Source organism: Variovorax sp. FW305-3-2-15-B-LB1 (genome assembly GCF_058787635.1).
Window position 1 is genome coordinate 53,305 of the sequence record NZ_JBYSZY010000006.1, and the last position, 22,549, is coordinate 75,853.

A 22,549-nucleotide genomic window follows, 5' to 3' on the forward strand; every position below is an offset into this window, starting at 1 on the left:
TTTTTGTTTCGTTTCGCGCAACCTAACATCCGGTCTGTTCACGCTGTCACCCTCAACCTCATCGACCGAAAGACACCGCCATGTTCCGCAGAACCCTCGTTGCCGCTGCCGCCCTGTCCGCCGCATTCGCCCTCGCGCCGCTCGCCGCCCAGGCCGCCCAGCCGCTGAAGATCGACGTCTACAACCCCGGCACGAAGTCGATGTTCCCCGTGTCGTCGGTGCTGGTCGCCGGCGCCACCGACGCCGTGCTGGTCGACGCCCAGTTCCAGCGCAACGACGCGCAGGCGCTGGTGCAGAAGATCAAGGACAGCGGCAAGAAGCTGACCACGGTCTACATCAGCCACAGCGACCCCGACTACTACTTCGGCCTGGACGTGATCCGCGCCGCCTTCCCCGACGCGAAGATCGTCGCCACGCCGCAGACCGTGGCCGCCATCCAGGCCTCCAAGGACGGCAAGCTCGCGCACTGGGGCCCGATCCTCAAGGACAACGCGCCCCAGGCGCTGGTCGTGCCCGAGCCGCTGGCCGGCGACAGCCTCACGCTCGAAGGCAAGAAGATCCAGGTCGTCGGCCTGGACGGCCCCTCGCCCGCGCGCACGTTCGCGTGGATTCCCTCGTTGAAGGCGGTGGTCGGCGGCATTCCGGTGTCGGCCAACATCCACGTCTGGGTGGCCGACACGCAGACGGTGCAGTCGCGCCGCGACTGGCTCAAGACCCTCGACCGCATCGCCGCGCTGCACCCCAAGACCGTGGTGCCCGGCCACTACCTGCCGAACGCCGACGGCTCGGCGCCCTACACCGTGGCCTCGGTGAAGTTCACGCGCGACTACCTCAAGGCCTTCGAGACCGAAGCCACCAAGGCCAAGGACTCGGGCGCGCTGATCGCCGCCATGAAGCAGCGCTACCCGAAGCTCGAGGACGCCTCGTCGCTCGAACTGGGCGCCAAGGTCATCAAGGGAGAAATGAAGTGGCCGCAGTAACCAACAACAACGGCGACTCCGCCACCCTGCACTGCATCTTCGATCCGCTGTGCGGTTGGTGCTACGCCGCCGCGCCGCTGGTCGAGGCCGCGCGCACCGTGCCGGGCCTGCGCGTCGAGCTCCACGCCGGCGGCATGATGACCGGCGCCAACCGCCGCCCCATCACGCCGCAGTGGCGCGACTACGTGATCCCGCACGACCGTCGCATCGCCGAACTCACGGGCCAGCCGTTCGGCGAGGCCTACTTCGAAGGCCTGCTGCGTGACAGCGGTGCGGTGATGGACTCCGAACCGCCGATCACCGCCATCCTCGCGGCCGAATCGCTGCGTGCGGGCGGCGGGCTGGACATGGCGCACCGCGTGCAGCAGGCCCACTATGTCGAAGGCCGACGCATCGCGGAGGCCGGTGTGCTCGCCGCGCTGGCGGCCGAGCTCGGCTTCGACGCCGACGCCTTCGCTGCGGCCTTCGCGCAGCACACGGGCGACGCCACCGCGCGCCACATCGCCGCAAGCCGCGACCTGCTGCAGCGCGCGGGCGGCCAGGGCTTCCCGACCTTCGTGCTGGCGCAGGCCGACGGCAGCGCGGGGCGCATCGACATCGGGCCGTGGCTGGGGCGTGCGGACGACTGGAAGGCACAGCTCGGCACCTTCGTCGCGCCGGCGCCTTCTGCAGCCGCAGCGCCTGCAGCGTGCGGCCCCGACGGCTGCGCGATCTAGCCGCATCGCCGGTCTGGGCCGGCGGTGGCCCCGTTCGCCACAGAACGGGGCCGATTCGGGTATGCCGCCATCAAATGAGAACTATTCTCGACAATAATTCTCCTGCGATTCGCGCGCCACACCCCAGCCCATGTCCGCCCAACTCTCCTCCAGCCCGCTGCTGAAAGCCTTCCAGGACAGCTACCAGGAACTGGTGCGCTTCATCGCGCGCCGCACCGGCAGCCCGCACGAGGCGCGGGAGCTGGCGCATGACACGTGGGTCCGGCTGGCCGAACGTGCGCAAGCGCGGGACGACACCCCCGCCGACCCCGCCCCGCCCGAGGCCGCCGTGCGCGCCTACGTCTACACCGTGGCCGAGAACCTCGCCATCGACCACCTGCGCCGCCGCCAGCGCAGCGCGGAGCGCTTCAGCCCCGCCCCCGTCGACCTCGACACCGGGCTGACGACGGGACACGACCACCACAGCACACGGGACGTGGCCGATGGCGTCGCCCACCGGCAGGCACTCGACGCGGTGGATGCCGCGTTGCGGGCCCTGCCGCCGCGCAGCCGCGACATCTTCCTGGCCGACCGGCTCGACGGCGCCTGCCATGCCGAACTGGCGCGCCGCCACGGCGTGTCGATCAAGACCGTGGAGCGCGAGGTGATGCGGGCGCTCGACAGCGTCGAGGCCGCGCTGCACCGCTGGCGCGGCGACGTGGCGCCGGCGCGCACCGGGCGGCGCCGCGCGCTGTCGGCCCTGCTCGGCGTGGGCGGCCTCAGCGTCGGCAGCGCCGCGCTCTGGCAGGCCTGGCGCCAGTGGATGCCCGGCTACAGCGCCACCCTGGCGACCGCCATCGGACGCATCCAGGCGCAGGCGCTGCCCGACGGCAGCCGTCTCACGCTCGACGCCGCGAGCCGCGCCGAGGTCCAGTACTTCGCCACGCGCCGCACCGTGCGGCTGCTGGCCGGCAGCGCCTTCTTCGACGTGGCGCGCGACGAGGCGCGCCCCTTCATCGTCAGCGCCCTGGGCCACGAGATCACGGTGCTAGGCACGCGCTTCGAGGTTGCGCTGCAGGACGGCGGCGTGCGCGTCGCGGTGGAATCGGGCCAGGTGCGGGTGCGCAGCGCGAGCGGCGACGCGCGCGTGCTCGGCGCGGGCGACCGCGCCTTCATCGACACGGCGCTGCAGCTGTCTGCGGCCCAACCGGCCGCGAACGCCGTGAACAGCGCCGTGGCCCCGTGGCGCGACGGCTGGCTCGACTTTCATCACCAGCCGCTCGGCGAGGTGGTGGAGCGCCTGGCGCGCTACAGCCCGCGCCCCCTGCGCGTGGCGCCCGAGGCCGCGCAACTCCCGGTGTTCGGGCGCGTGCGCATCGCCGAGGCGGGCACCTGGCTGCGCCTGCTGCCCAACAGCCTGCCGGTGCGGGTGCGCGAAGACGACGGGGCGGAACGCGCCCTGGTCATCGAACGCCGCCCGATCTCCTGACGCCGGCATCCGCCTGCTGGCCTTGCCTTGTCTTTCTTGCAATCTGCATGAGGGATTGCGCTCGCTCGGTCGTATCAGTCCATGGAGCCCGGAACAACCGCCCTGCGGACGTTCCGGAATTTTCATGACCCCGACCTGAACCGAGAGAACCGCATGCCCTCCCGCCACCTTCTTCTCCCCGCCGGCCGGCGCCACCTGATCGCGGCGGCCGTGCTGTGCCTGGTCACGCAGGCCAGCCAGACCGCCTGGGCCCAAAACACGACACCGCCCGCCGCCGGCGCAGCCATCGCCTTCTCGATCCCCGCCCAGCCGCTGGACCAGGCGCTGAACCAGCTTGCGCGCCAGGCCGGCGTGCAGCTGCTGGCGGCGCCGGGTCTGCTGCAGGGATTGCAGGGCCGCCCGGTCCAGGCCAGCCTCAGCGTGCAGGCCGCCGCCGCGCAACTGCTCCAGGGCAGCGGGCTGGCCGGCCGCGTAGCGGGCAGCACGCTGGTCATCGAGAAAGCGCCAAGCGCCGCAGGCGCCACCCTGCCGGCCGTGACCGTGAGCGCCACCGCCGAACTCGAAACCAGCCTGGGCCCGGTGCCGGGCTATGTCGCCCGGCGCAGCCAGAGCGCCACCAAGACCGACACGCCGATCCTCGAAGTGCCGCAGTCGATCTCCGTCATCGGCCGCGAAGAACTCGAGGCGCGCGGCGTGCAGACCGTGATGGAAGCCGTGCGCTACGCCCCCGGCGTGGTTGCCGGCAATTGGGGCTACGACGCACGCGGCATCGACTGGCTGCTGCTGCGCGGTTTCGACGCCACCGCGGGCAACGCCATGTACCGCGACGGCCTGCTGTTGCCCGCCTACTCGCTGACCGAGCCCTACGGCGTCGAGCGCGTCGAGGTGCTGCGCGGCCCGTCGTCGGTGATGTTCGGGCTGGGCGATGCAGGCGGCATCGTCAACCGCGTCAGCAAGATGCCGAGCAGCACGCCCACGCGCGAGATCGAAGTGCAGTACGGCAGCTTCCAGCGCAAGCAGCTGGCCCTCGACCTGGGCGGCGCCCTGAGCGACACGCTGAGCTACCGCCTCGTGGGCGTCGAGCTGGACAGCAACAGCCAGCAGCGCTATCCCAACGGCGCCCCCGCCGAAGTGAAGCGCAGCTACCTCGCGCCTTCGCTGCGCTGGCAGCCGTCGGCCGCCACCTCGTTCACCCTGCTCGGCGAATTCCTGAAGAGCGATGCCAGCGACGACACCTTCAACGTGACCGACGCGAAGGGACGCGACACCGGGCTCATCCAGGGCGAACCGAACTACAGCCGGATCAAGCAGCAGCAATCGTCGCTCGGCTACCTGTTCGAACACCACATCAACGACGACTGGACGGTGCGCCAGAACACGCGCTACTTCAGCTTCGACACCGACAAGCACCACGTGGTCGTCAACCTCGCGCCCGACGGCTACACGCTGCGGCGCACCGCGCGTTTCGCCCCCGAGTGGGTCAACCAATGGACCGCCGACACGCAGCTGCAGGGCCGCGTGCGCACCGGCGACGTCGAGCACACGCTGCTGTTCGGTGTCGACTGGTCGCGCGTCCGGTACACGGCCAAGCAGTTCTCCGGGCCGGCGCCGAGCCTGGACCTGCGCTTTCCCGTCAACGGCCTGCCGGTGGCGGAACCGTTCCGGCCCGACAGCAACTTCACGCAGACCACCGAGCAGCTCGGCGTGTACGCACAGGACCAGATCAAGTTCGGCCCCCACTGGCTGCTCACGCTCGGTGGACGGCAGGACCACGTCAAGTCCGCCACCTACGATCGGCTGAAGGGCGAGCGCACGACTCAGACCGACGACAAGTTCAGCGGCCGTGCGGCCCTGAGCTACCTCGTCGGCAACGGCTGGGCACCGTACCTCAGCTACGCCGAATCCTTCATGCCGACCAGCGGCGTCGACCTGAACAGCACGCCGTTCCGACCGAGCCGTGGCAAGCAGGTGGAGGCCGGCGTCAAGTTCCAGCCCGAGGGCACGCGCGCGCTGTTCACCGCGGCCGTGTTCGACCTGCGCAAATCCAACGTGGTGACCTACGACCAGAACACCTTCGAGGCGCGCCAGATCGGCCGCATCCGCTCGCGCGGGCTCGAACTCGAGGCCAAGGCCGAGCTGGCACGCGACCTGAACCTCACGGCCTCCTACACCTGGCTCGACACCAAGGTGCGCGAGAGCGCCAACGAAACCGAGCGCGGCAAGACACCGATCCAGGTGCCCCGCAACACGGCCTCGCTCTGGCTCGACTACACGATGGGCAACGGCTTCGGCTTCGGCGGCGGCGTGCGCTACATCGGCAAGCGCTGGAACGACGTGGGCAACACCTCGTCCGAAGGCGGCGTCGCGCTGCTCGACGCCACGGTGCACTACAAGCGCGGGCCCTGGCGCTTCGCCTTGAGCACCACGAACCTGGCCAACCGCCAGTACGCTGCATCGCGCGCGTACAGCAAGTACTACCCCGGCAGCGACCGCTCGGTGGTCGCGAGCGCGAAGTACCAGTTCTGAGGCCGGCGCCTAGGCGACCTTCTCCAGGAACACCAGCCGGATCGGCGCGTCCAGCAGCGCGTCGAACCGCTTTTCGAAGGCCTGGAAATACGGCGTGGCGAAATGCGCGTCCAGCGCGGCCTGGTCCTGGAACGACTCGCGCATGTAGAAACTGCCGGGCTCGTCGCGCAGTTCGAACAAGGTGTAGTCGAGGCAGCCGGGCTCCTGCCGCGTGGGCGCCACCAGCGCGCTCAGGGCGTCGCGCAGCGCCTCGCGCTGGCCGGTCTTGGCCTTCAGGACGGCGATGCTGATGAGGGGCGTGGTGCTCATGGGTCGTTGTGAAGTTCGGATGCCTGCAGTCTGCGGCGACACCCGCACATGAAAAAGCCCCCTCGCCCCGAAACTCCTTCAATCGCACCTTGAAGATCGCGACCGCTTCAAGCGAGCGCTACCGGCTGCACTGGAAGCTCGCCGCCTGCGACGCATCGCCATTCACGTAGCGCGGCCACAGCGGCCACTCGCACAGCGGACGCGCACGCGTGGTCTTGAACGGCGGCTGCACGTCCTGTTCAAGCAATTGCAGCCCGGTCGGCGCACGTCCACGCTCGACCCAGTCGGCCAGCGCGCCGAGCATGTCGACGTTGGCCGGTGCGCCGCTGCCCACATGGTCGACACCGGGCGCGGTGTACAGGCGCATGAAACGGTCCACGTTCTCGCGGCCCATGCGCGCCACCACCGACTCGTAGTAGCGGATGCCCGCGAACGGGCTCTGCGCGTAGTCGGCCATGTGCTCCAGCACCAGCAGCTTGCCGCCGCGCGCATGGAAGGCGCCGAGGTCGGGGTTGGTCGAGTCCATCAGCTGCGACACGGTGGCGATGCGGGCCGCGAAGTCTTCGGCGCGGTAGTTGCGCACGTCGAGCGACGGATTGCGCGCGTAGAAATACTGCAGCGCCCCGCTGCCGTAGAACCAAGCGATGCCGTTGCTCGGCTGCGGCGGCACGGTCGGCGCGGCGGTGCCGGTCCACCAGGCGTTCCAGCCGCCCATCGACGCAAAGGCCGGCGTGCCCTCACCGCCGATGCCCCAGCCCGGGTACTCGGTGACGCCATGCGCCAGCGGCACGGGCGAGCGCCACGGCGAGCGCAGCGTGCGCACCGCCTGCACCTGCGCGTCGTTGAGGCAGTTGTCGCCGCTCGTGCCCGCTGCGCAGCGCAGGGTGGCGGGGTCGAAGCGCTGCAGGCAGGCCACCGGGTTCGACACGATGCGGTCGGCCACGCCATCCGTCGCATCGCACGACGCGAGCACCGCGTTGTGCACCAGCTGCACCTGCGCGGGCCGCAGCCAGCCTTCGCCGAAGGTGGCGATTCCGTTGCGCGTGCCCGCATGCTGCAGCCCGGTCCAGTTGATCACCGGCACGCGGCTGAAGATGCCGTCGAAGTCCTGCGGATAGCGCTGCGCCATCGTGAGCGCCTCGCGCCCGCCTTCGGAGCTGCCCATGAAGTAGAGCTTCTGCGGTGCGTGGCCGTAGGCGCGCTGCGTCAGCGCCACCGCCACGTCGCGCACCTTCTTGTACGAGGCATGCGCGAAGTTCACGAGCGCCTCGTCGTTGAGCGCAAAGGCCTGCGGCGGCTGGCCCTGCACGTTCTGGTGACCGGAGTCGGTGCCGTAGGTCACGTAGCCCTGCGCGAGCGGCGTGGGCTGGTCGAAGCGGCCCGCCGGCACCAACGAAAGGCCGGTGATCAGCACGCCGTTGAAACCTCCGCCGCCGTACTGCACGCTGCGCCCGTTCCATGCGAGCGGCAGGTTGACCTGGAACAGGATCGGCGGCGCGCTCGCATCGACCGGTGCGATGCGCCCGAGCACCTTGCAGTACGCGGGCATTGCCGGCGTGATGCGCGAGGCGGGGCTGGGGCCGCGCTCGGCCACGGCCAGTGCCGACGCCGGCACGAGCGCTGCCGAATCGATCGTCGCCGCGCCGCTGGGCAGGCCGATGGCGGCGGCCGCCACCGGCGCGGTGAGCGCCGCGCAAGCCTGGGCCGGATCGGCGCCGAGGCCGAGGCGCGTGAGGCCGGTCGGGGCCGTGCCGCATGCGGCGAGCAACGCGGCGGTCGCCAGCACGGCGCCCCCGCTGAACACTGTGTGGGGGATCGCCATCTGTCTGTCTCCTGGTTGTTTTTTGTGATCGGCCGCCGCTACCGCGCCACGCCCAGCAAACGATCGAGCACCTCCGGCTGCGCGCGCAGCGCCGCCGCCGTGTCGGCATGCACGATGGTCCCGTGGTCGAGCACCACGGCCTGGTCAGAAATCGCGAGGATCGCCTGCGGGTGCTGCTCCACGATGATCGCTGCCAGCCCCTCGTCACGCGTGATGCGGCGGATGGCGCGCAGCAGCTCCTCCACGATGATCGGCGCCAGGCCTTCGAGCGGCTCGTCGAGCAGCAGCAGCTTCGGGTTGAGCACCAGCGCGCGGCCCACGGCCAGCATCTGCTGCTCGCCGCCCGAGAGCTGCGTGCCCAGGTTGGTCTTGCGCTCGGCCAGGCGCGGGAACATCTCGTACACGCGCTGCGGGTTCCACTGGCCGGGGCGCTCCACAGCGGTGAGGTTCTCGTGCACGGTGAGCGACTTGAAGATGTTGCGCTCCTGCGGCACCCAGCCGATGCCGGCCGCCGCGCGCTGGTGCGGCTGCAGCTTGTGCAGCGCCGCCTGCCCGCCGAGCGCGATGGTGCCGCCGTGCTGGCGCGTGGCGCCGGCCAGCGTGTTGATGAGCGTGGTCTTGCCCGTGCCGTTGCGGCCCAGCAGCGCGAGCGTCTGGCCCTCGCCGAGGGTGAAGGCCACGTCGTGCAGCACCACGGCCTCGCCGTAGCCGGCGCTCAGGTTCTCGATGCGCAGCAGTTCAGACATGGGCATGTTCTCCGTGGCCCAGGTAGACCTCTTTCACTTTCGGATCGTTGGCGATCGTCTCGGGGTCGCCCTCGGTCAGCAGCGCGCCGTTGACCAGCACGGTCATGCGGTCGGCGAAGCTGAACACCAGGTCCATGTCGTGCTCGATGAGCAGCACCGACACGTCGGCCGGCAGCGCGGCCACCGTCTGCAGCAACTCTTCGCGCTCACCGGCGGGCACGCCCGCCACGGGCTCGTCGAGCAGCAGCACGCGCGGTTCGCAGGCCAGCGCGATCGCGATCTCCAGCAGGCGGCGCTTGCCGTAGGCCATGAATTTGGTCTGCTGCTGGGCGACGTCGGCGAGGTGGAACTGCTCCAGCAGTTGCCCGGCCCGCTCGGCGATGCGCTTGTCCGCACCCAGCGGGCGCCACCATTGCGCGCCGATGCCCTTGTGCTGCGACACCACGAGCGCCAGCGTTTCCAGCGGCGTCATCGAGTCGAAGAGCTGGTTGATCTGGAAGGTGCGCACCAGCCCGCGCGCCACGCGCTTGTGCGGCGCGAGCGTGGTGATGTCTTCGCCGAGCAGCGAGATGCGGCCTTCGGTGGGCGTGAGCACGCCGGTCAGCAGGTTGATCAGCGTGGTCTTGCCGGCGCCGTTCGGGCCGATGAGCGCATGGCGGGCGCCGCGCTTGAGTTCCATCGTGACGTTGTTCGTGGCCGTGATGCCGCCGAAGCGCATCACGAGGCCCTGCGTCGAGAGCACGGTGTCGGTGGTCATGCCGCACCGCCCTTCTTCTTTGCAGCGCTGAACCAGGTCCACGGCTTGAGCAGGCGGTCGCGACCCACGAGCACCAGCAGCACGAGGATGAGGCCGATCCAGAACATCCAGTACTGCGGCGTCACCGACGACAGCCAGGTCTGCAGCAGCTTGAAGACGATGGCACCCGCCACGCCGCCGTACAGCCAGCCCACGCCGCCGATGACCAGCATCAGCAGCACGTCGGCCGAGCGGTCGAAGGCCAGCACGTCGAGCGAGGCGAAGCCGGTGGTCTGCGCCAGCAGCGCGCCCGCGGCGCCCGCGATGCCGGCGGCCACGGTGTAGACCACGGCGAGCCGCGACACCACGGGAATGCCGATGGCCATGGCGCGCAGCCGGTTGTCGCGGATGGCCTTGAGCGTGGCGCCGAAGGGCGAATGCACGATGCGGCGCATCACGAGGAACAGCACGAGCATCACGGCCAGCGAGTACCAGGCGGCCGTGCGGCCATACAGGTCGAATTCGAAGAGGCCGAGCACCGGCCCCATCACCACGCCCTGCAGGCCGTCGGCGCCGCCGGTGAGCCAGTCGAGCTTGTTGGCCAGTTCGAGCAGCAGCAGCGCGGTGCCCAGCGTGACCATGAGCCGCGTGAGGTCGCTGCCGCGCAGGATGGTCACGCTGGCCACGAGGCCCAGCACGGCCGACAGCACGGTGGCGAACACGAGGCCGACGGTCGGGTCGGGCATGACGAGCTTGGCGAACAGCGCGGCGGCGTATGCGCCGAAGCCGAAGAAGGCCGCGTGCCCGAGCGACACGATGCCGGTGTAGCCGAGGATGAGGTCGAGCGACATCGCGAACAGCGCGACGATGGCGATCTCGTTGACCAGCAGCGAGTGCGAGGGCATGGCCAGCGGCAGCGCGAAGGCCACGGCCCAGACCACGAACTCCCAGGGGCGCCAGCGCGCGGTGCGCAGCAGGGCCGATTCATAGGCAGGCGCGCTCATCTCAGCGGCCTCCCTTGCGCGTGAACAGGCCCTGGGGCCGCCACATGAGGATCAGGATCATGAGCAGGTAGACGGTGAACGCGCCCATCTTCGGAATGAAGTACTTGCCGGCCACGTCGGCAATGCCGAGCAGCAGCGCGGCGGCGAGCGGCCCGGTGATCGACGAGGTGCCGCCGACCGAGACGACGATGAGGAAATAGATCATGTACTTGAGCGGGAAGGTCGGATCGAGCCCGAGGATTTCCGCGCCCAGCGCGCCGCCCAGCCCGGCCAGGCCCGAGCCCACGGCGAAGGTCAGCAGGAACACGATGTTGACGTTGATGCCCAGCCCGGCCGCCACGCGCGGGTCGTCGACGGCGGCGCGCAGGCGGCTGCCGAAGCGCGTCTTCGAGAGGATGAGCTGCAGCACCACGGTGAGCACGGCGCACACGGCGATGATGAAGATGCGGTAGTGCCCCATGCCCAGCAGGAACGCGCCGTCGCCGAACTCGCTGCGCCCGCGCAGCCACTCGGGCAGCTGCAGGTTCTGCTGCGACGAGCCGACGAAGTAGTCGACGGCCGCGACGGCCATGAACGCCAGCCCGATGGAGAACAGCACCTGGTCCAGGTGCGGCTTGCCGTACATCGGCCGGTAGAGCGTGCGCTCCAGCAGCGCGCCGGCCAGCGCGACGACGATGAACGCGAGCGGCAGGCAGGCCAGGAACGGCACGCCGAACTTCTGCATCGCGAACACGGTGAGGTAGCCGCCCGCCATGGCGAAGGCGCCGTGCGCGAGGTTGATGAAGTTCATCAGCCCGAGCGTCACGGCCAGCCCCACGGCGAGGACGAAGAGCAGCATGCCGTAGGCGATGCCGTCGAAAAGAATGGTCAGCATGTTTTCAGGTACGTGCGTTCGGGATGCGTTCGTTCAGGGTGATGCTGTTCATGGTGTGTGCGCAGGCCACCGGATACTTCCCTCCGCGAATGTCCCCCGGGCTTCGCCCTCCTCCTTGATTTCGCTGCGGGAAGCACCCAGTGCCCTGCGCACGGGACGCGGCGGTGGTGTGCGGCGGATCAACAACCGCTCTGAACACGCTCACGTCGACGGGGTGCCTTGCGCAGCGAAATCAAGGAGGAGCCCGAAGGGCGGGGGACATTCGCGGAGCAAGGCACCCCGTCGGCGGGAGCGTCGCCCTGAACGGCAGCGCTCCCACGCGACGAAGCAAAATTTACTTGGCCTTGCCCGGGTCCTTCACGCCCTTCAGCACGTCGAACTCGATGTTGTAGAGCTGCCCGTCCTTCTTTTCAACCTTGCGCAGGTACACGTCCTGCACGATGTCGCGCGTCTGCGCGTCGATCAGCACCTGGCCGCGCGGGCTCTCGAAGACCTGGCCCTTCATGGCCGCCAGCAGTGCTTCGCCGCCGCCCTGGCCCTTGGTGGTCTTGAGGGCTTCGTAGATCACGCGCATGCCGTCATAGCCGCCCACGGCCATGAAGTTGGGGCGCATCTTGGGGTTGGCTTTCTGGAAGGCCTCGACGAACTTCTTGTTCAGCGCCGAGGGGTGGGCAGCCGAGTAGTGGTGCGAGGTGACCACGCCCAGCGCGCCGTCGCCCATGTCGTTCAGTTGATCGTCATCCGTCACGTCGCCGGTGGCGATCATCTTGATGCCGGCCTTGTCCATGCCGCGCTCCAGGAACTGCTTCATCACCGCCGCGCCCGCGCCCGAGGGCACGAAGACGAACAGCGCGTCGGGCTTGGCGTCGCGCACCTTCTGCAGGAACGGCGCGAAGTCGGGGTTGCGCAGCGGCACGCGCAGCTTCTCGAGCACCTTGCCGCCGTTGAGCTGGAAGCGGTCGCTGAAGAACTTCTCGGCGTCGTTGCCGGGGCCGTAGTCGGTGACCAGCGTGACCACCGACTTCACGCCGTTCTTGGGCGCCCAGTCGCCCATCACCACCGACACCTGCGGCAGCGTGAAGCTGCTGCGCACGATGTAGGGCGAGGCCTCGGTGATGCTCGAGGTGGCGGCGGCCATCACGACCTGCGGCGTCTTCGACTGCGTGGCCAGCGGCGCGGCGGCCAGCGCGGCCGGGGTGATGCCGAAGCCGGCGATCACGTTGACCTTGTCGTTGACGATGAGCTCCTGCGCCAGGCGCTTGGTCACGTCGGGCAGGCCGGTGTCGTCCTTCACGATCAGCTCGACCTTCTTGCCGGCCACGGTGTCGCCGTTCTGTGCCATGTACAGGCGCGCGGCAGCCTCGATCTGGCGGCCGGTGGAGGCCGACTGCCCCGTCATCGGCAGGATCAGGCCGATCTTGAACTTGTTGTCCTGGGCGCTGGCCACAGGCAGCGACAGCGCGGTGGCGAGCGCAATCGCCGAAAGGCCGGCGGTCTGGATGAGATGGCGTCTTTGCATGGAATTTTTCCTTTGAGGGACGGAACGCGAAACCGGGCGTATTTTGAACAATTCGCAACAATTGGCGGAGCAGGCAACCACCTACCCACCCGCCGCACGGGTCATTGTTGCGCGATCAGTCGAATGGTTGCGCGATGATCGCGCAACCGATGTTTTCAACGGTCCGGGCGGTACGCGGAATCGAGCGTGAGCGTACCCACCGCGCGTGACACGCAGGCGCAGATGCGCGTGGTCGCCTGCTTCTCGTGCGGGCTCAGGAACACGTCGCGATGATCGACCTCGCCGTCCACGGCCAGCACGTCCATCGCGCACAGGCCGCACTCGCCGCGCTTGCAGTCCGACAGGGTCTGCACGCCGGCCGCATCGAGCGCGTCGAGCAGGGTGCAGTCGGCCGGCACGGTGATCGACAGGTCGTGGCGCGGAATGCGCACGGTGAAGGCCTGCGTGGCGAGGCGCCCGCTGCTGCCGAAGGTTTCGAAGCGCAGGTCGGCGAGCGGCCGGCCCGCCGCGGCCCAGGCGCGCTTGACGGCTTCGAGCATCGGCACCGGGCCGCAGGTGTAGAGCTGGCCGCCGGGCGGCAGCGCGGCGATGGCGGCGTCGAAGTCGATGGGCGCAGCGCCTTCGTGCGCCTGCACGCCGGCTTCGCCCAGCGCGTCGCGCAGGGTGTCGAGGTAGCCGAACTCGCCTGCGTGGCGCGCGCCGTACAGCATGGCCACCGGCACGCCGCGACGTCGGGCCAGCGCGCCCAGGCGCTGCGCCATCAGCACCAGCGGCGTGATGCCGATGCCGCCGGCCACCAGCAGGTAGCCGGGCGCCGCGAGGTCGAGCGGAAAGTGGTTCTGCGGCGCACTCACCTGCAGCCGGTCGCCCTCGGCCAGGCGCCACATCGCGCGCGAGCCGCCACGGCCGTCGTCCAGCCGCTTGACGGCGATGCGCCAGCAACTGCCGTCGCCCTCGCCCACCAGCGAGTACGAGCGCGTCTGCACGCGGCCCTGCTCGGTCATCACCTGCACCTGCAGGTGGGCGCCGGGCTCATGCGCGGCAACGAAGTCGGTGTCGGGTCGTAGCGTGAACTCGCGCACGGTGGGCGTGACGTCGCGCAGCGCCACCACCTGCGCCTGCATCCATTGAAGATCGCTTTTCATCGGGGGAACACCAGCAGGGGAAGAAAAAAGAAAGTCGTCGATCAGCCGCGACGGCGGATCAGTTGCACGCCCGGCAGCGGACGCTGTTCGGCGCTCGGCGTGCCGTGCAGCGCCTCGCGCAGGTTGCGCCGCGCAATGCGGCTGTGCTCGCGCATCAGCGCCTCGGCGCGCGAGCCCTCGCCGGACTCGATGGCGTCGAGCACCTGCAGGTGCTGGTCCTGCGCAATCACGAGCATGTCGCGCGCGGCCGGCGAATTGGCCTGCACGATGACGAAGCCCGAGGGCGAGGCGAACGGCAGGTTGACCACGCGTTCGAGCTGCTGCGCGATGACGGGGCTGCCCGCCATCTCGCACAGCAGCGCATGGAATTTCTCGTTGTGCGTCACGTAGCGCGAGAAGGCCGCGTCGTCGAGCGCAGGCTCGCGCAGCAGCTCGTCGATGCGGGTCAGGCAGGCGCGCGCCTCGCGCAGCACCACGGGCGCCGCGCCGCGCTCGGCCGCCAGCCGAGCCACCAGCCCTTCGAGCGTGCCGCGCAGCTCGATGGCGTCGGCCACGTCGCGTTCGGAAAAGGTGCGCACCGCATAGCCGCCGTTGGGCAGGGCTTCGAGCAGGCCTTCCTGTTCGAGACGCATGAGCGCACTGCGCACCGGCGTGCGCGACACGCCGAGCTGCTCGGAGATGGCGACCTCGGCAATGCGCGCGCCGCCGGGCAGCTCGCCCGCGAGGATCATTTCGCGCAGCCGCAGCTGCGCCTTCACGGCCTGCGAGCTGCCGCTGTCGCCGGGCTCGGCGGGGGAGACGGTGGCGACCTTCATCACGCGGCCTGGCTCTCTGGGACGGGACGGATCGGGATCGCGGCGCGCGCGGGCCGCTCCTTCTCGATCATGCGGTCGATGAGGCGGCGCGCCCACATCGAGCCGGCGTCGATGTTGAGGTTGTAGAACTGGTGGTCGGGGTGCTCGTCGATGGCTTTCTGCTGCGCCTCGAGCACGATCTCGTCCTCGCGGAAGATGCCCGAGACGCCCTCGCGCAGCTCGTGCGTGAGGCGCTGCTCGCCCAGGCAGTAGTTGCGCGCGAAGGCCCAGAAGTACAGGCAGGTCTTGTCGGTCTCGGGCGTGATGGTGTTGAGCACGTAGCCGTTGACGCCCTTGCTGCGGTCGCCGGCGTTGTCGTTCGACGGCACCGCGCCGCTGCCCGCCTCGGCCACGCCGACGTCGATGTTCACGGTGCACGGCCCCTCGAAACGGATGATCTGCCAGCGGTCGACCTTGCCCGTGTAGCCGCGCGCATGGCGGATCTGGTTGCCCCAGAACGGCGGCGCGTCGATGTTCTCCATCCAGCGCGTGACGGTGGCCGAGCGGTCGCCGTGCGTGGCCACGAAGGGCGCCTCGGCCACCTCGCGGTTGCCGATCGACGAGCCGTGCACGAAGGTCTCGTGCGTGAGGTCCATGAGGTTGTCGACCACGAGGCGGTAGTCGCAGTTGACGCGGATCATCTTGCCGTCGCCGGCCCAGGCCGGGTCGTCGTTCCAGTGCATGTCGGGCACCAGCGCCGGGTCGGCCTTGGCCGGGTCGCCGGGCCAGATCCACACGAAGCGGTGCTTCTCGACCACCGGAAAGCTGCGCACACAGGCCGAAGGGTTGAGCGTTTCCTGGCTCGGCATGTGGGTGCAGCGGCCCTGGCTGTTGTAGACCAGGCCGTGGTAGCCGCAGACCAGCTCGTCGCCCTCGAGGCGGCCCAGCGACAGCGGCATCAGCCGGTGCCAGCAGGCGTCTTCGAGCGCGGCCACCTGGCCGTCGGTGCGGCGAAACAGCACCACTTTCTGGTTGCAGATGGTGCGTGGCAGCAGCGCGTGACGCACTTCGACGTCGTAGGCGGCGGCATACCAGGCGTTGAGCGGAAAGGCGGTCGTGGGCGTCTTCATGAATACGCAATGTATACAGAACAGCGAGAAATTCCAGAGTTTCACCCCTTAATCGAGGGTAAACACTGACATCTACGTATACAAACAGGCTTTTCACGAAGGCGCTAGGATTCCGCTCGTTCACAGTCACGACGGAGTTCATTCCATGTCCCAGCATGCCGCCCTGCCCGCCCGCTACGACCACGTGGGCAGCTTCCTGCGCCCGCAGTACCTGCTCGAAGCCCGCGAGCAGAAAGCCAAGGGCCAGATCACGCCCGAGCAACTGCGCGAGGTCGAAGACAAGGCCATCACCGAGATCGTCCGCTTCCAGGAAGACATCGGCCTCAAGAGCATCACCGACGGCGAGTTCCGCCGCACCTACTTCCACATCGACTTCCTCGACCAGCTCGGCGGCGTGAAGACCGACATCCCGGTCACCATCCGCCGCCCCGACGGCACCGAGGAACTGGCGCCGCCCGCGATGCGCGTGATCGACAAGGTGCGCCACGTGAAGGACATCCAGCTCGCCGACTTCCAGTACCTCAAGAGCCAGGTCTCGGCCGGCCGCACGCCGAAGGTGACGATCCCCTCGCCGACGATGCTGCACTTCCGCGGCGGGCGCGCGGGCATCAGCAAGGACGCGTACCCCGAGCTCGACCCGGTGTTCTACGACGACGTGGCCAAGGCCTATGGCGACGAGCTGCGCTCACTGGCCGCGGCCGGCTGCACCTACGTGCAGATGGACGACACCAACCTCGCCTACCTGTGCGACGAGCACATGCGCGAAGCCGCCCGCAAGCGCGGCGACGACCCGAACGAACTGCCGCACCGCTACGCCGCCTTCATCAACAAGGTGGTGGCGCAGAAGCCGCCGGGCATGCTGCTGGCCATGCACCTGTGCCGCGGCAACTTCAAGAGCACGCACGCCGCCGCCGGCAACTACGAGCCCGTGGCCGAGGCGCTGCTCAAAGAGATGGACCTCGACGCCTACTTCATGGAATACGACGACGCCCGCTCGGGCGACTTCAAGCCGCTGCGCTACCTGCCCAAGGGCAAGACGGTGGTGCTCGGCCTCGTGACCACGAAGTTCGGCGAGATGGAAGACAAGGACGAGCTCAAGCGCCGCATCGAGGACGCCAGCAAGTACGCCTCGCTCGACCAGCTCGCGCTGTCGCCGCAGTGCGGCTTCTCCAGCACGGTGCACGGCAACAACATCGCCGTCGAAGCGCAGCGCAACAAGCTGCGGCTCGTGGTCGAGACCGCGCAGGAAGTCTGGGGCTCGACCTGACGCGCGGTTTCTGTTGAAGTCGGGGGCATGACGACGACGCAGATTTACTCTGGCCCCCTCAGCATGTTCGGCGCGAAGGTGCAGATCGCCGCGTACGAAAAAGGCATCACTTTCGAACTCACCATGGTGCCGTTCACCACCGACGACGCCTACGAGCCCAAGCACCCCGAGGTGCTGCGCGTGAACCCGGTGAAGCAGCAGGTGCCGGTGCTGGTCGACGACGAGGTGGCGCTGTTCGACTCGACGCAGATCTTCGAGTACCTCGAAGACCGCTACCCGCAGCCCGCGCTGTGGCCCGAAGGCATTGCCGACCGGGCCCGCGCGCGGCAGCTGGAACAGAAGTCGGACGAGGTGTTTTTTCCGAACGTCATCAAGCTCTTCGGCTTGCAGGACGCCATGCAAAGCGCCCCGGCGGTCGCAGCCTGCGCCGCCTGTGCGCGCTTCTACGAAGAGATGGAAGGCCTGCTCGCCACGCGCGAATACCTGGCCGGTCCCTACTCCTTCGCCGACATCGCCTTCTACATGGCGCATGTGTTCGCCGACCGCAAGGGCGCCGGCATGACCGGGGCCACGCCGCGCCTCGTGGCCTGGCGCGAGCGCGTGGGCGCGCGGCCCGCGGCGCGCGCGGTGGTCGATCCGATGATGCGGTTCCTGGCTTCGCAAGGGCGCGGCGTGCCGGCCTTCCTGCAGCGCTGAGCGGGCACCGAGGCATCACCCGCCCATGCCGGACACCCTCTTCGACTGGCTGCCCTCCCCTTCGCAGCATTTTCTTGTCGTCACTTTCGCGTTGCTGGTCTATGTGCTGACCACGCGCACGCGCCGCGAGCAGCGTGCCCCCACCACCGCCATCGCGTGGGTCATGGGGCTGGTGCTCATGCCCTACGTGATCCTGCCGATGTACCTGCTGTTCGGCCAGCGCAAGCTGCGCCCGGCCGGTGCGCCCCGGCCGCCGCGTTCGCTGCCGCCGGGCCACTGGGCGGCCGACCTGATCGAGAGCTTCGGCCTGGCGCCGCCCGGGCGCTGCGCGATCCGCATGCACGCCGACGGCGAGGCCGCGCGCGAGGCGCTGTTCGAGGTGATCGACGGCGCGCGCCAGCGCCTGGACGTGTGCACCTTCATCATCGGCGACGACGCGCTCGGCCACGCCGTGCTGGCGCGGCTCGCGCAGCGCGCGCGCGAAGGCGTCAAGGTGCGCGTGCTGCTCGACGGCTTCGGCGCGCTCTCGCTGCCGCGCCATCACTTCGACCGGCTGCGCGCGGCCGGCGGCGAGGTGGCGGTGTTCCGCCCCTTCTTCAGCCTGCGCCGCATCGGGCCGCGCAACCTGCGCAACCACCGCAAGCTCACCATCGCCGACGACCGCTGGCTGTGGTCGGGCGGGCGCAACCTCGCGGGCGAGTACTTCTCCGGCAACGACAAGCACCCCGAAGCCTGGCACGACCTCTCTTTCGACCTGCAGGGCAGCGTGGCCGCCGCCGCGGCGCGCCAGTTCGATCACGACTGGAGCTCGGTGCGCGGGCGCAAGGCACGCGCCATCACCGCCGCCGACGTGCCCGCGGGCCCCGGCTGCGCGATGGCCCAGTTCCTGCCGAGTGGCCCCGACCAGACCGAGGACACGGCGCATGCGCTGCTCATCGACGCCTGCTTTCGCGCCGAGCACCGCATCCTCGCGATCACGCCCTACTTCGTGCCGGGCGACGGCCTGCGCGACGCGCTGCGCCTCGCCGCGCGGCGCGGCGTGCAGGTGACCATCGCGATGCCCGCGCAGTCGAACCACCGGCTGGCCGACTTCGTGCGCGCACGCGCCATGCGTGACCTCGCACGCGCGGGCGTGAGCTTTCGCATGCTGCCCTTCATGGCCCACGCCAAGGCCGTGGTGGTCGACGACGAACTGGCGATGTGCGGCTCGATCAACCTCGACCTGCGCAGCCTGCTGCTGAACCACGAGGCGGCGGTGGTGTTCTACGGCCACGACGACATCGAATGGCTGGCCGAATGGATCGAGACCACCGCCTCGGCCGGCGAGCCCTACCGCGCGCGGCGTCCGGGGCTGCTGCGCGACGTGGCCGAGGGGCTGCTGCTGACCGTCGCCTTCCAGCTGTAGGCGGGCGGTGCATCGCCCGAGATGCACGAATGCAACACAATTGCAACCAATTGAACATTCGCACTAGAATCGCCACCGGTTCCGGTGGATGACCGTTCTTCCGGAGCCCCCTGCATTGCGGGGCAGCCCGCTCCGGCCCGGCCTCATGGGGCCCACCGAAGCGCCATTCGTACCGCCGTTGTCGTGAGAAAGTGCCCAAATAACAGGCACCACTACAGCGAGGCAAGTTCCCTTCCTACGAGCCCAGAAATTAAGATAAAGGTTCACTGATTGTTGCCACATCGTGGGGAGGAATGAGCGGTCCGCCCGCCCTCTGCACTGAATGAGCAACCAGTAGTCCCCCGCACTTCAGAAGCATCGGCGCCCGTCAGGGCGTATCGCCTTCGGCGACCTCGATGCGATGCAGGAGCGTGACCGGCAAAGGCGGTCGCGGCGGGGTTTGAGCGCTGGGCGCCGGGCGACACCTTCGCGCGGCCCCAAGCGATCCCCTTTGTTGTCGATCACTGCCGGATTCCCCTGAGCACGGGGAGAAAAATCGATGCCTTTCATTGATTCGCTGCTGGCGCTCGCGCGCCGGCTGGGCGCAGCCTTGCCTGTCGTTTTGGCCGTGCTGCTGCCGTTGTCCGCCGCTCCCGCCTGGGCGGCCATGAACGAAGTCGGCCGCGCCACGCCGAGCGTGCACCGCCTGCGCTTCTTCATCGACCCGCAACTGGCGGCCGACATCGGCGCGCCCGAGGCCGGCCGCCGGCTCGCGCAGTACGTGGCCGACCTCAACACCGTGTTCCAGCGCGAGACCGTGCGCAGCTTCACCTTCGACCCCGCGAAAGACCTGCAGATCGTCGCGCCCGGTGCAGCGCCGCCCTGCGGCTTCAACGGCGTGGCCGGCGGCGAGATCGTGCTGTGCGTCGGCCCCTCGAAGCGCGGCTACAGCCACGGCGGCCTGACCACCAGCACCACCTTCCCGCCCACCGGCGTGACCTGGAACCTGAACTGGACCGCCATCCACGACCCGCTGCGCCTGTCGCGCGCCATCACCTCCGCCGCGCCCGAATCCACCGAGAAGGACTACCTCGGGCGCCAGCTCAAGACCCTGCTGCACGAACTGGAGCACGTGTTCGGCGCCGGCTCGGGCGAGTACTACAACGCCATCGCCGTCGCCGACACCACCGAGACCGCGCCCGCCAGCGACCTGGCCCTCGTGAAGCACACCGACCGCTACTGGTGGACGCGCCAGCACTGGCGCCTCGATCCGCTGCTGGGCACCGTGTTCGAGCAGCGCTACGACCCGGCCACCAACCGCGTCGCCACGCTCGGCCTGATCCGTTTCACCGAAGGCACCAAGGCGCAGATCAACACCGACTGGCGCGACTGGCCCAAGCTCGGCAGCTCGAAGTTCATGGCCGCGACCACCGCCACGCAGGTGCGCGTGACCGAGCGCGAGAGCGGCGCCGCGCTGGCCGGCGCGCCCGTCTCGGTGTGGCGCGACCCGGGCGCCGGCAAGCCGCTGGAGCCCATCGCGCAGGGCACGACCAACGCCGAAGGCCGCTTCGTGTTCGACTGGCGTTGCGGCTTCAGCTGCTTCGCCGTCGGCAAGACCACGTTGCTCGTGAAGGCCCAGGCCCCGGGCCGCGCACCGGGCGCCACCTGGTTCACCATCTTCGACGCCTTCGAGCAGAAGGCCGTGCAGGGGCAGGCGGCCTTCTCCATCGACCTGCCGCTGGGCGTGCCCGACAGCCAGAAGCCGGCCGTGTCCCTGGCCGCGCCGGCGATGGCGACCGTGGGGCAGCCCGTGGCGCTGGCGCCCGTGGCGGTCGACAACGTCGGCGTCTTCGGCGTGAAGGTGATCGGCACCGACAGCCTGCCGATCTGCACCTTCACCGCCCCGCCCTACACCTGCCACTGGACGCCGACCGCGCCGGGCGTGCAGATCGTCCGCGTGATCGCCATCGACGCCGCGGGCAATGCCGAGGTCGCGTCGGCGCAGGTGATCGTGCGTGCGCCCGCCGACACCACCGCGCCGACCGTGACGCTGAACGTGCCGCCCATGGCGGCCTCGGCCGCCGGCCTGCCGGTGCGGCTGTCGGCCAGCGCGACCGACGATGTCGGCGTGGCCGAGCTGGCCTTCATCGTCGACGGCAAGACCGTCTGCGCGCTGCGCGCCGCGCCCTACGCCTGCAGCTGGACACCCGCGCGCGCGGGCCTGGCGAATATCGAGCTGCGCGCCACCGATGCGGCGGGCAACGTCGCCACCACCTCGGCCACCGCGCGCGTCGGCGCGGAACTGCGGCCCGAAGACCTGTAAGAGATCGCGTTCAACGCCGGTTCGTGAAGCTGGCGTTGCCCAGCCCGGTGCCGATGGTCAGCACGCCCCAGTGGCGCACGTCGCGCATGAAGGGCAGCTCGCTCAGGCCCTGCACCACCGCGTCGTTGTGCATGAGCACCAGCGTCGCGCCCGAGCCGATGATCGGCAGCCGCCGCCACAGCGCGGCCGGCAGGTGGAAGGCCCGGCTCTCCCAGTCGCCCGGCAGGTTCTGCGCGCCGCGCGCAATCGAGCCGTCGGCGCGGATCAGCCCCGGGCAGCCGATGCCGATGAAAGGCGCGAGCCGGATCTTGCGGCGCTCGGCGTAGACGACCATGTCCTCGAGCATGTCGGCGATGCGCTCGACCATGTGGCTGCGGTTCGGGCCGTCGTCGGCGTGGCGCCACTTTTCTCGCTTGACCACCTTGGCGCGCGAGAAGTCGGACGCCTTGCGGTGGCGCGTCTTCACGATGCCGCAGCGCACGTTGGTGCCGCCGATGTCCACCGCCAGGATGGCGTCGTGCCCCTTCAGCAGCGGCGGCGGCGTCAGGTGCGCCCAGCCGATCAGCCCGCCGTCGTCCACGTTGTGCGACAGCCGGCCCAGCTGCACGTGCACGCCCAGGTCTTCGAGCATCGCGCCCGCCTCCAGGATCGCGCGCTCGCCCACGTCGCTCTCGGGAAAGCCGCCGCCGACCACGATGCGCTGCACCTTGCGCCACGAGGGCTGGCGCATGAAGCGCTGGACCACGAAGGCCAGCTCTTGCGCAAACTCCTCGATGGCGCCGTGCATCACGTCGCCGGCGGCCGTGGCTGTTTTCTCCTGCAACGCGCGGTCGAGCTGCTTCTTGCTCAGGTCGCGCGAATGGGCCGCGCCCAGCGGGTCGCGTCCGGTCTTGCGGCGCCGTTTGCGCCAGCGCTCGAGCAGTTCGCGAAACGCCGTCTGGCTGGCCTGGTCGCCGACGAAGCCGTCCTTGTCGCGCAGCTGCAGGCTGTAGCCGTCCACGCGCAGGCCGGGCAGCTCGCGCAGGCCGTGGATGTCGGGACCGGGGGGCGCGTGCCTGGTTTTTTTCATGACGGTCACTATGGGCCGCCGCGTGGCCCGGGCGCATCGGC

General features: G+C 69.6%; 18 protein-coding genes and 1 pseudogene. 8 read left to right on the forward strand and 11 right to left on the reverse strand.

What is annotated here, in order from left to right; translation table 11 throughout:
• Positions 1–80: 80 nt before the first annotated feature.
• The 4 genes and pseudogenes from AC3WQR_RS05675 to AC3WQR_RS05690 all read left to right on the forward strand — a co-directional run.
• Positions 81–974, forward strand: a pseudogene (locus AC3WQR_RS05675) (MBL fold metallo-hydrolase); the annotation flags it as partial.
• Positions 968–1,696: a DsbA family protein gene (locus tag AC3WQR_RS05680; RefSeq protein ID WP_492741380.1), complete on the forward strand. Its 729-nt coding sequence runs from the start codon at positions 968–970 to the stop codon at positions 1,694–1,696. The pseudogene AC3WQR_RS05675 and the gene AC3WQR_RS05680, both read left to right, overlap by 7 nt.
• 130 nt (positions 1,697–1,826) lie before the next feature.
• Entirely contained in the window at positions 1,827–3,164 is a 1,338-nt protein-coding gene (locus AC3WQR_RS05685; RefSeq protein WP_492741381.1) for a sigma-70 family RNA polymerase sigma factor, read from the forward strand.
• Positions 3,165–3,317: 153 nt separating this feature from the next.
• Positions 3,318–5,690, forward strand: a complete 2,373-nt coding sequence (locus tag AC3WQR_RS05690; protein ID WP_492741382.1) for a TonB-dependent siderophore receptor — start codon at positions 3,318–3,320, stop codon at positions 5,688–5,690.
• A gap of 9 nt (positions 5,691–5,699) precedes the next feature.
• Here the strand turns inward: AC3WQR_RS05690 and AC3WQR_RS05695 are convergent, their stop codons facing one another.
• The 10 genes from AC3WQR_RS05695 to AC3WQR_RS05740 all read right to left on the reverse strand — a co-directional run bounded on the left by AC3WQR_RS05695 (position 5,700) and on the right by AC3WQR_RS05740 (position 15,769).
• Positions 5,700–5,999, reverse strand: a complete 300-nt coding sequence (locus tag AC3WQR_RS05695) for a putative quinol monooxygenase (protein WP_070059654.1) — start codon at positions 5,997–5,999, stop codon at positions 5,700–5,702.
• Between the two features lie 118 nt (positions 6,000–6,117).
• Positions 6,118–7,821, reverse strand: a complete 1,704-nt coding sequence (locus tag AC3WQR_RS05700) for a tannase/feruloyl esterase family alpha/beta hydrolase (protein WP_492741383.1) — start codon at positions 7,819–7,821, stop codon at positions 6,118–6,120.
• A 38-nt stretch (positions 7,822–7,859) separates the two neighbouring features.
• On the reverse strand, positions 7,860–8,567 hold the full coding sequence (locus AC3WQR_RS05705; RefSeq protein WP_095744599.1) for an ABC transporter ATP-binding protein: 708 nt from the start codon (positions 8,565–8,567) through the stop codon (positions 7,860–7,862).
• Positions 8,560–9,324, reverse strand: coding sequence for an ABC transporter ATP-binding protein (locus AC3WQR_RS05710; RefSeq protein ID WP_062470612.1), 765 nt, complete (start codon positions 9,322–9,324; stop codon positions 8,560–8,562). Before AC3WQR_RS05710 ends, AC3WQR_RS05705 begins: the two co-directional genes overlap by 8 nt.
• A complete protein-coding gene (locus tag AC3WQR_RS05715) occupies positions 9,321–10,307 on the reverse strand; it encodes a branched-chain amino acid ABC transporter permease (protein WP_307694245.1) in 987 nt (328 codons plus the stop codon). The genes AC3WQR_RS05710 and AC3WQR_RS05715 overlap by 4 nt, the downstream gene beginning before the upstream one ends.
• 1 nt (position 10,308) lies before the next feature.
• Positions 10,309–11,181 (reverse strand): branched-chain amino acid ABC transporter permease, encoded by an 873-nt coding sequence (locus AC3WQR_RS05720; protein WP_056582994.1) that lies wholly within the window; start codon positions 11,179–11,181, stop codon positions 10,309–10,311.
• A 334-nt stretch (positions 11,182–11,515) separates the two neighbouring features.
• Entirely contained in the window at positions 11,516–12,700 is a 1,185-nt protein-coding gene (locus AC3WQR_RS05725; RefSeq protein ID WP_070059658.1) for an ABC transporter substrate-binding protein, read from the reverse strand.
• 155 nt (positions 12,701–12,855) lie between these two features.
• A complete protein-coding gene (locus AC3WQR_RS05730; protein WP_062470620.1) occupies positions 12,856–13,845 on the reverse strand; it encodes a PDR/VanB family oxidoreductase in 990 nt (329 codons plus the stop codon).
• Positions 13,846–13,886: 41 nt separating this feature from the next.
• Positions 13,887–14,660, reverse strand: a complete 774-nt coding sequence (locus AC3WQR_RS05735) for a GntR family transcriptional regulator (RefSeq protein WP_062470623.1) — start codon at positions 14,658–14,660, stop codon at positions 13,887–13,889.
• Positions 14,660–15,769, reverse strand: a complete 1,110-nt coding sequence (locus AC3WQR_RS05740; protein ID WP_492738224.1) for an aromatic ring-hydroxylating dioxygenase subunit alpha — start codon at positions 15,767–15,769, stop codon at positions 14,660–14,662. The genes AC3WQR_RS05735 and AC3WQR_RS05740 overlap by 1 nt, the downstream gene beginning before the upstream one ends.
• A gap of 145 nt (positions 15,770–15,914) precedes the next feature.
• Here AC3WQR_RS05740 and AC3WQR_RS05745 point away from each other — a divergent pair, with 145 nt between their 5' ends.
• The 4 genes from AC3WQR_RS05745 to AC3WQR_RS05760 all read left to right on the forward strand — a co-directional run bounded on the left by AC3WQR_RS05745 (position 15,915) and on the right by AC3WQR_RS05760 (position 21,439).
• Complete coding sequence (locus tag AC3WQR_RS05745) at positions 15,915–17,036, forward strand: 5-methyltetrahydropteroyltriglutamate--homocysteine S-methyltransferase (protein ID WP_062470629.1); 1,122 nt, start codon at positions 15,915–15,917, stop codon at positions 17,034–17,036.
• 27 nt (positions 17,037–17,063) lie between these two features.
• Positions 17,064–17,732 (forward strand): glutathione S-transferase family protein, encoded by a 669-nt coding sequence (locus tag AC3WQR_RS05750; RefSeq protein ID WP_492741384.1) that lies wholly within the window; start codon positions 17,064–17,066, stop codon positions 17,730–17,732.
• Positions 17,733–17,757: 25 nt separating this feature from the next.
• Positions 17,758–19,137, forward strand: a complete 1,380-nt coding sequence (locus tag AC3WQR_RS05755) for a phospholipase D-like domain-containing protein (protein WP_095744593.1) — start codon at positions 17,758–17,760, stop codon at positions 19,135–19,137.
• Positions 19,138–19,675: 538 nt separating this feature from the next.
• Positions 19,676–21,439: an Ig-like domain-containing protein gene (locus AC3WQR_RS05760; protein ID WP_492741385.1), complete on the forward strand. Its 1,764-nt coding sequence runs from the start codon at positions 19,676–19,678 to the stop codon at positions 21,437–21,439.
• Between the two features lie 10 nt (positions 21,440–21,449).
• On the opposite strand, the gene AC3WQR_RS05765 is transcribed toward AC3WQR_RS05760, so the two are convergent.
• Entirely contained in the window at positions 21,450–22,508 is a 1,059-nt protein-coding gene (locus AC3WQR_RS05765) for an ROK family protein (RefSeq protein ID WP_492741386.1), read from the reverse strand.
• Between the last annotated feature and the right edge of the window lie 41 nt (positions 22,509–22,549).

Bases quoted from the DNA above. Each gene is read 5' to 3' on its own strand.
- AC3WQR_RS05685 (WP_492741381.1), top strand. From the start codon at position 1,827: ATGTCCGCCCAACTCTCCTCCAGCCCGCTGCTGAAAGCCTTCCAGGAC.
- AC3WQR_RS05690 (WP_492741382.1), top strand. From the start codon at position 3,318: ATGCCCTCCCGCCACCTTCTTCTCCCCGCCGGCCGGCGCCACCTGATC.
- AC3WQR_RS05695 (WP_070059654.1), bottom strand. From the start codon at position 5,999: ATGAGCACCACGCCCCTCATCAGCATCGCCGTCCTGAAGGCCAAGACC.
- AC3WQR_RS05700 (WP_492741383.1), bottom strand. From the start codon at position 7,821: ATGGCGATCCCCCACACAGTGTTCAGCGGGGGCGCCGTGCTGGCGACC.
- AC3WQR_RS05705 (WP_095744599.1), bottom strand. From the start codon at position 8,567: ATGTCTGAACTGCTGCGCATCGAGAACCTGAGCGCCGGCTACGGCGAG.
- AC3WQR_RS05710 (WP_062470612.1), bottom strand. From the start codon at position 9,324: ATGACCACCGACACCGTGCTCTCGACGCAGGGCCTCGTGATGCGCTTC.
- AC3WQR_RS05715 (WP_307694245.1), bottom strand. From the start codon at position 10,307: ATGAGCGCGCCTGCCTATGAATCGGCCCTGCTGCGCACCGCGCGCTGG.
- AC3WQR_RS05720 (WP_056582994.1), bottom strand. From the start codon at position 11,181: ATGCTGACCATTCTTTTCGACGGCATCGCCTACGGCATGCTGCTCTTC.
- AC3WQR_RS05725 (WP_070059658.1), bottom strand. From the start codon at position 12,700: ATGCAAAGACGCCATCTCATCCAGACCGCCGGCCTTTCGGCGATTGCG.
- AC3WQR_RS05730 (WP_062470620.1), bottom strand. From the start codon at position 13,845: ATGAAAAGCGATCTTCAATGGATGCAGGCGCAGGTGGTGGCGCTGCGC.
- AC3WQR_RS05735 (WP_062470623.1), bottom strand. From the start codon at position 14,660: ATGAAGGTCGCCACCGTCTCCCCCGCCGAGCCCGGCGACAGCGGCAGC.
- AC3WQR_RS05740 (WP_492738224.1), bottom strand. From the start codon at position 15,769: ATGAAGACGCCCACGACCGCCTTTCCGCTCAACGCCTGGTATGCCGCC.
- AC3WQR_RS05745 (WP_062470629.1), top strand. From the start codon at position 15,915: ATGTCCCAGCATGCCGCCCTGCCCGCCCGCTACGACCACGTGGGCAGC.
- AC3WQR_RS05750 (WP_492741384.1), top strand. From the start codon at position 17,064: ATGACGACGACGCAGATTTACTCTGGCCCCCTCAGCATGTTCGGCGCG.
- AC3WQR_RS05755 (WP_095744593.1), top strand. From the start codon at position 17,758: ATGCCGGACACCCTCTTCGACTGGCTGCCCTCCCCTTCGCAGCATTTT.
- AC3WQR_RS05760 (WP_492741385.1), top strand. From the start codon at position 19,676: ATGCCTTTCATTGATTCGCTGCTGGCGCTCGCGCGCCGGCTGGGCGCA.
- AC3WQR_RS05765 (WP_492741386.1), bottom strand. From the start codon at position 22,508: ATGAAAAAAACCAGGCACGCGCCCCCCGGTCCCGACATCCACGGCCTG.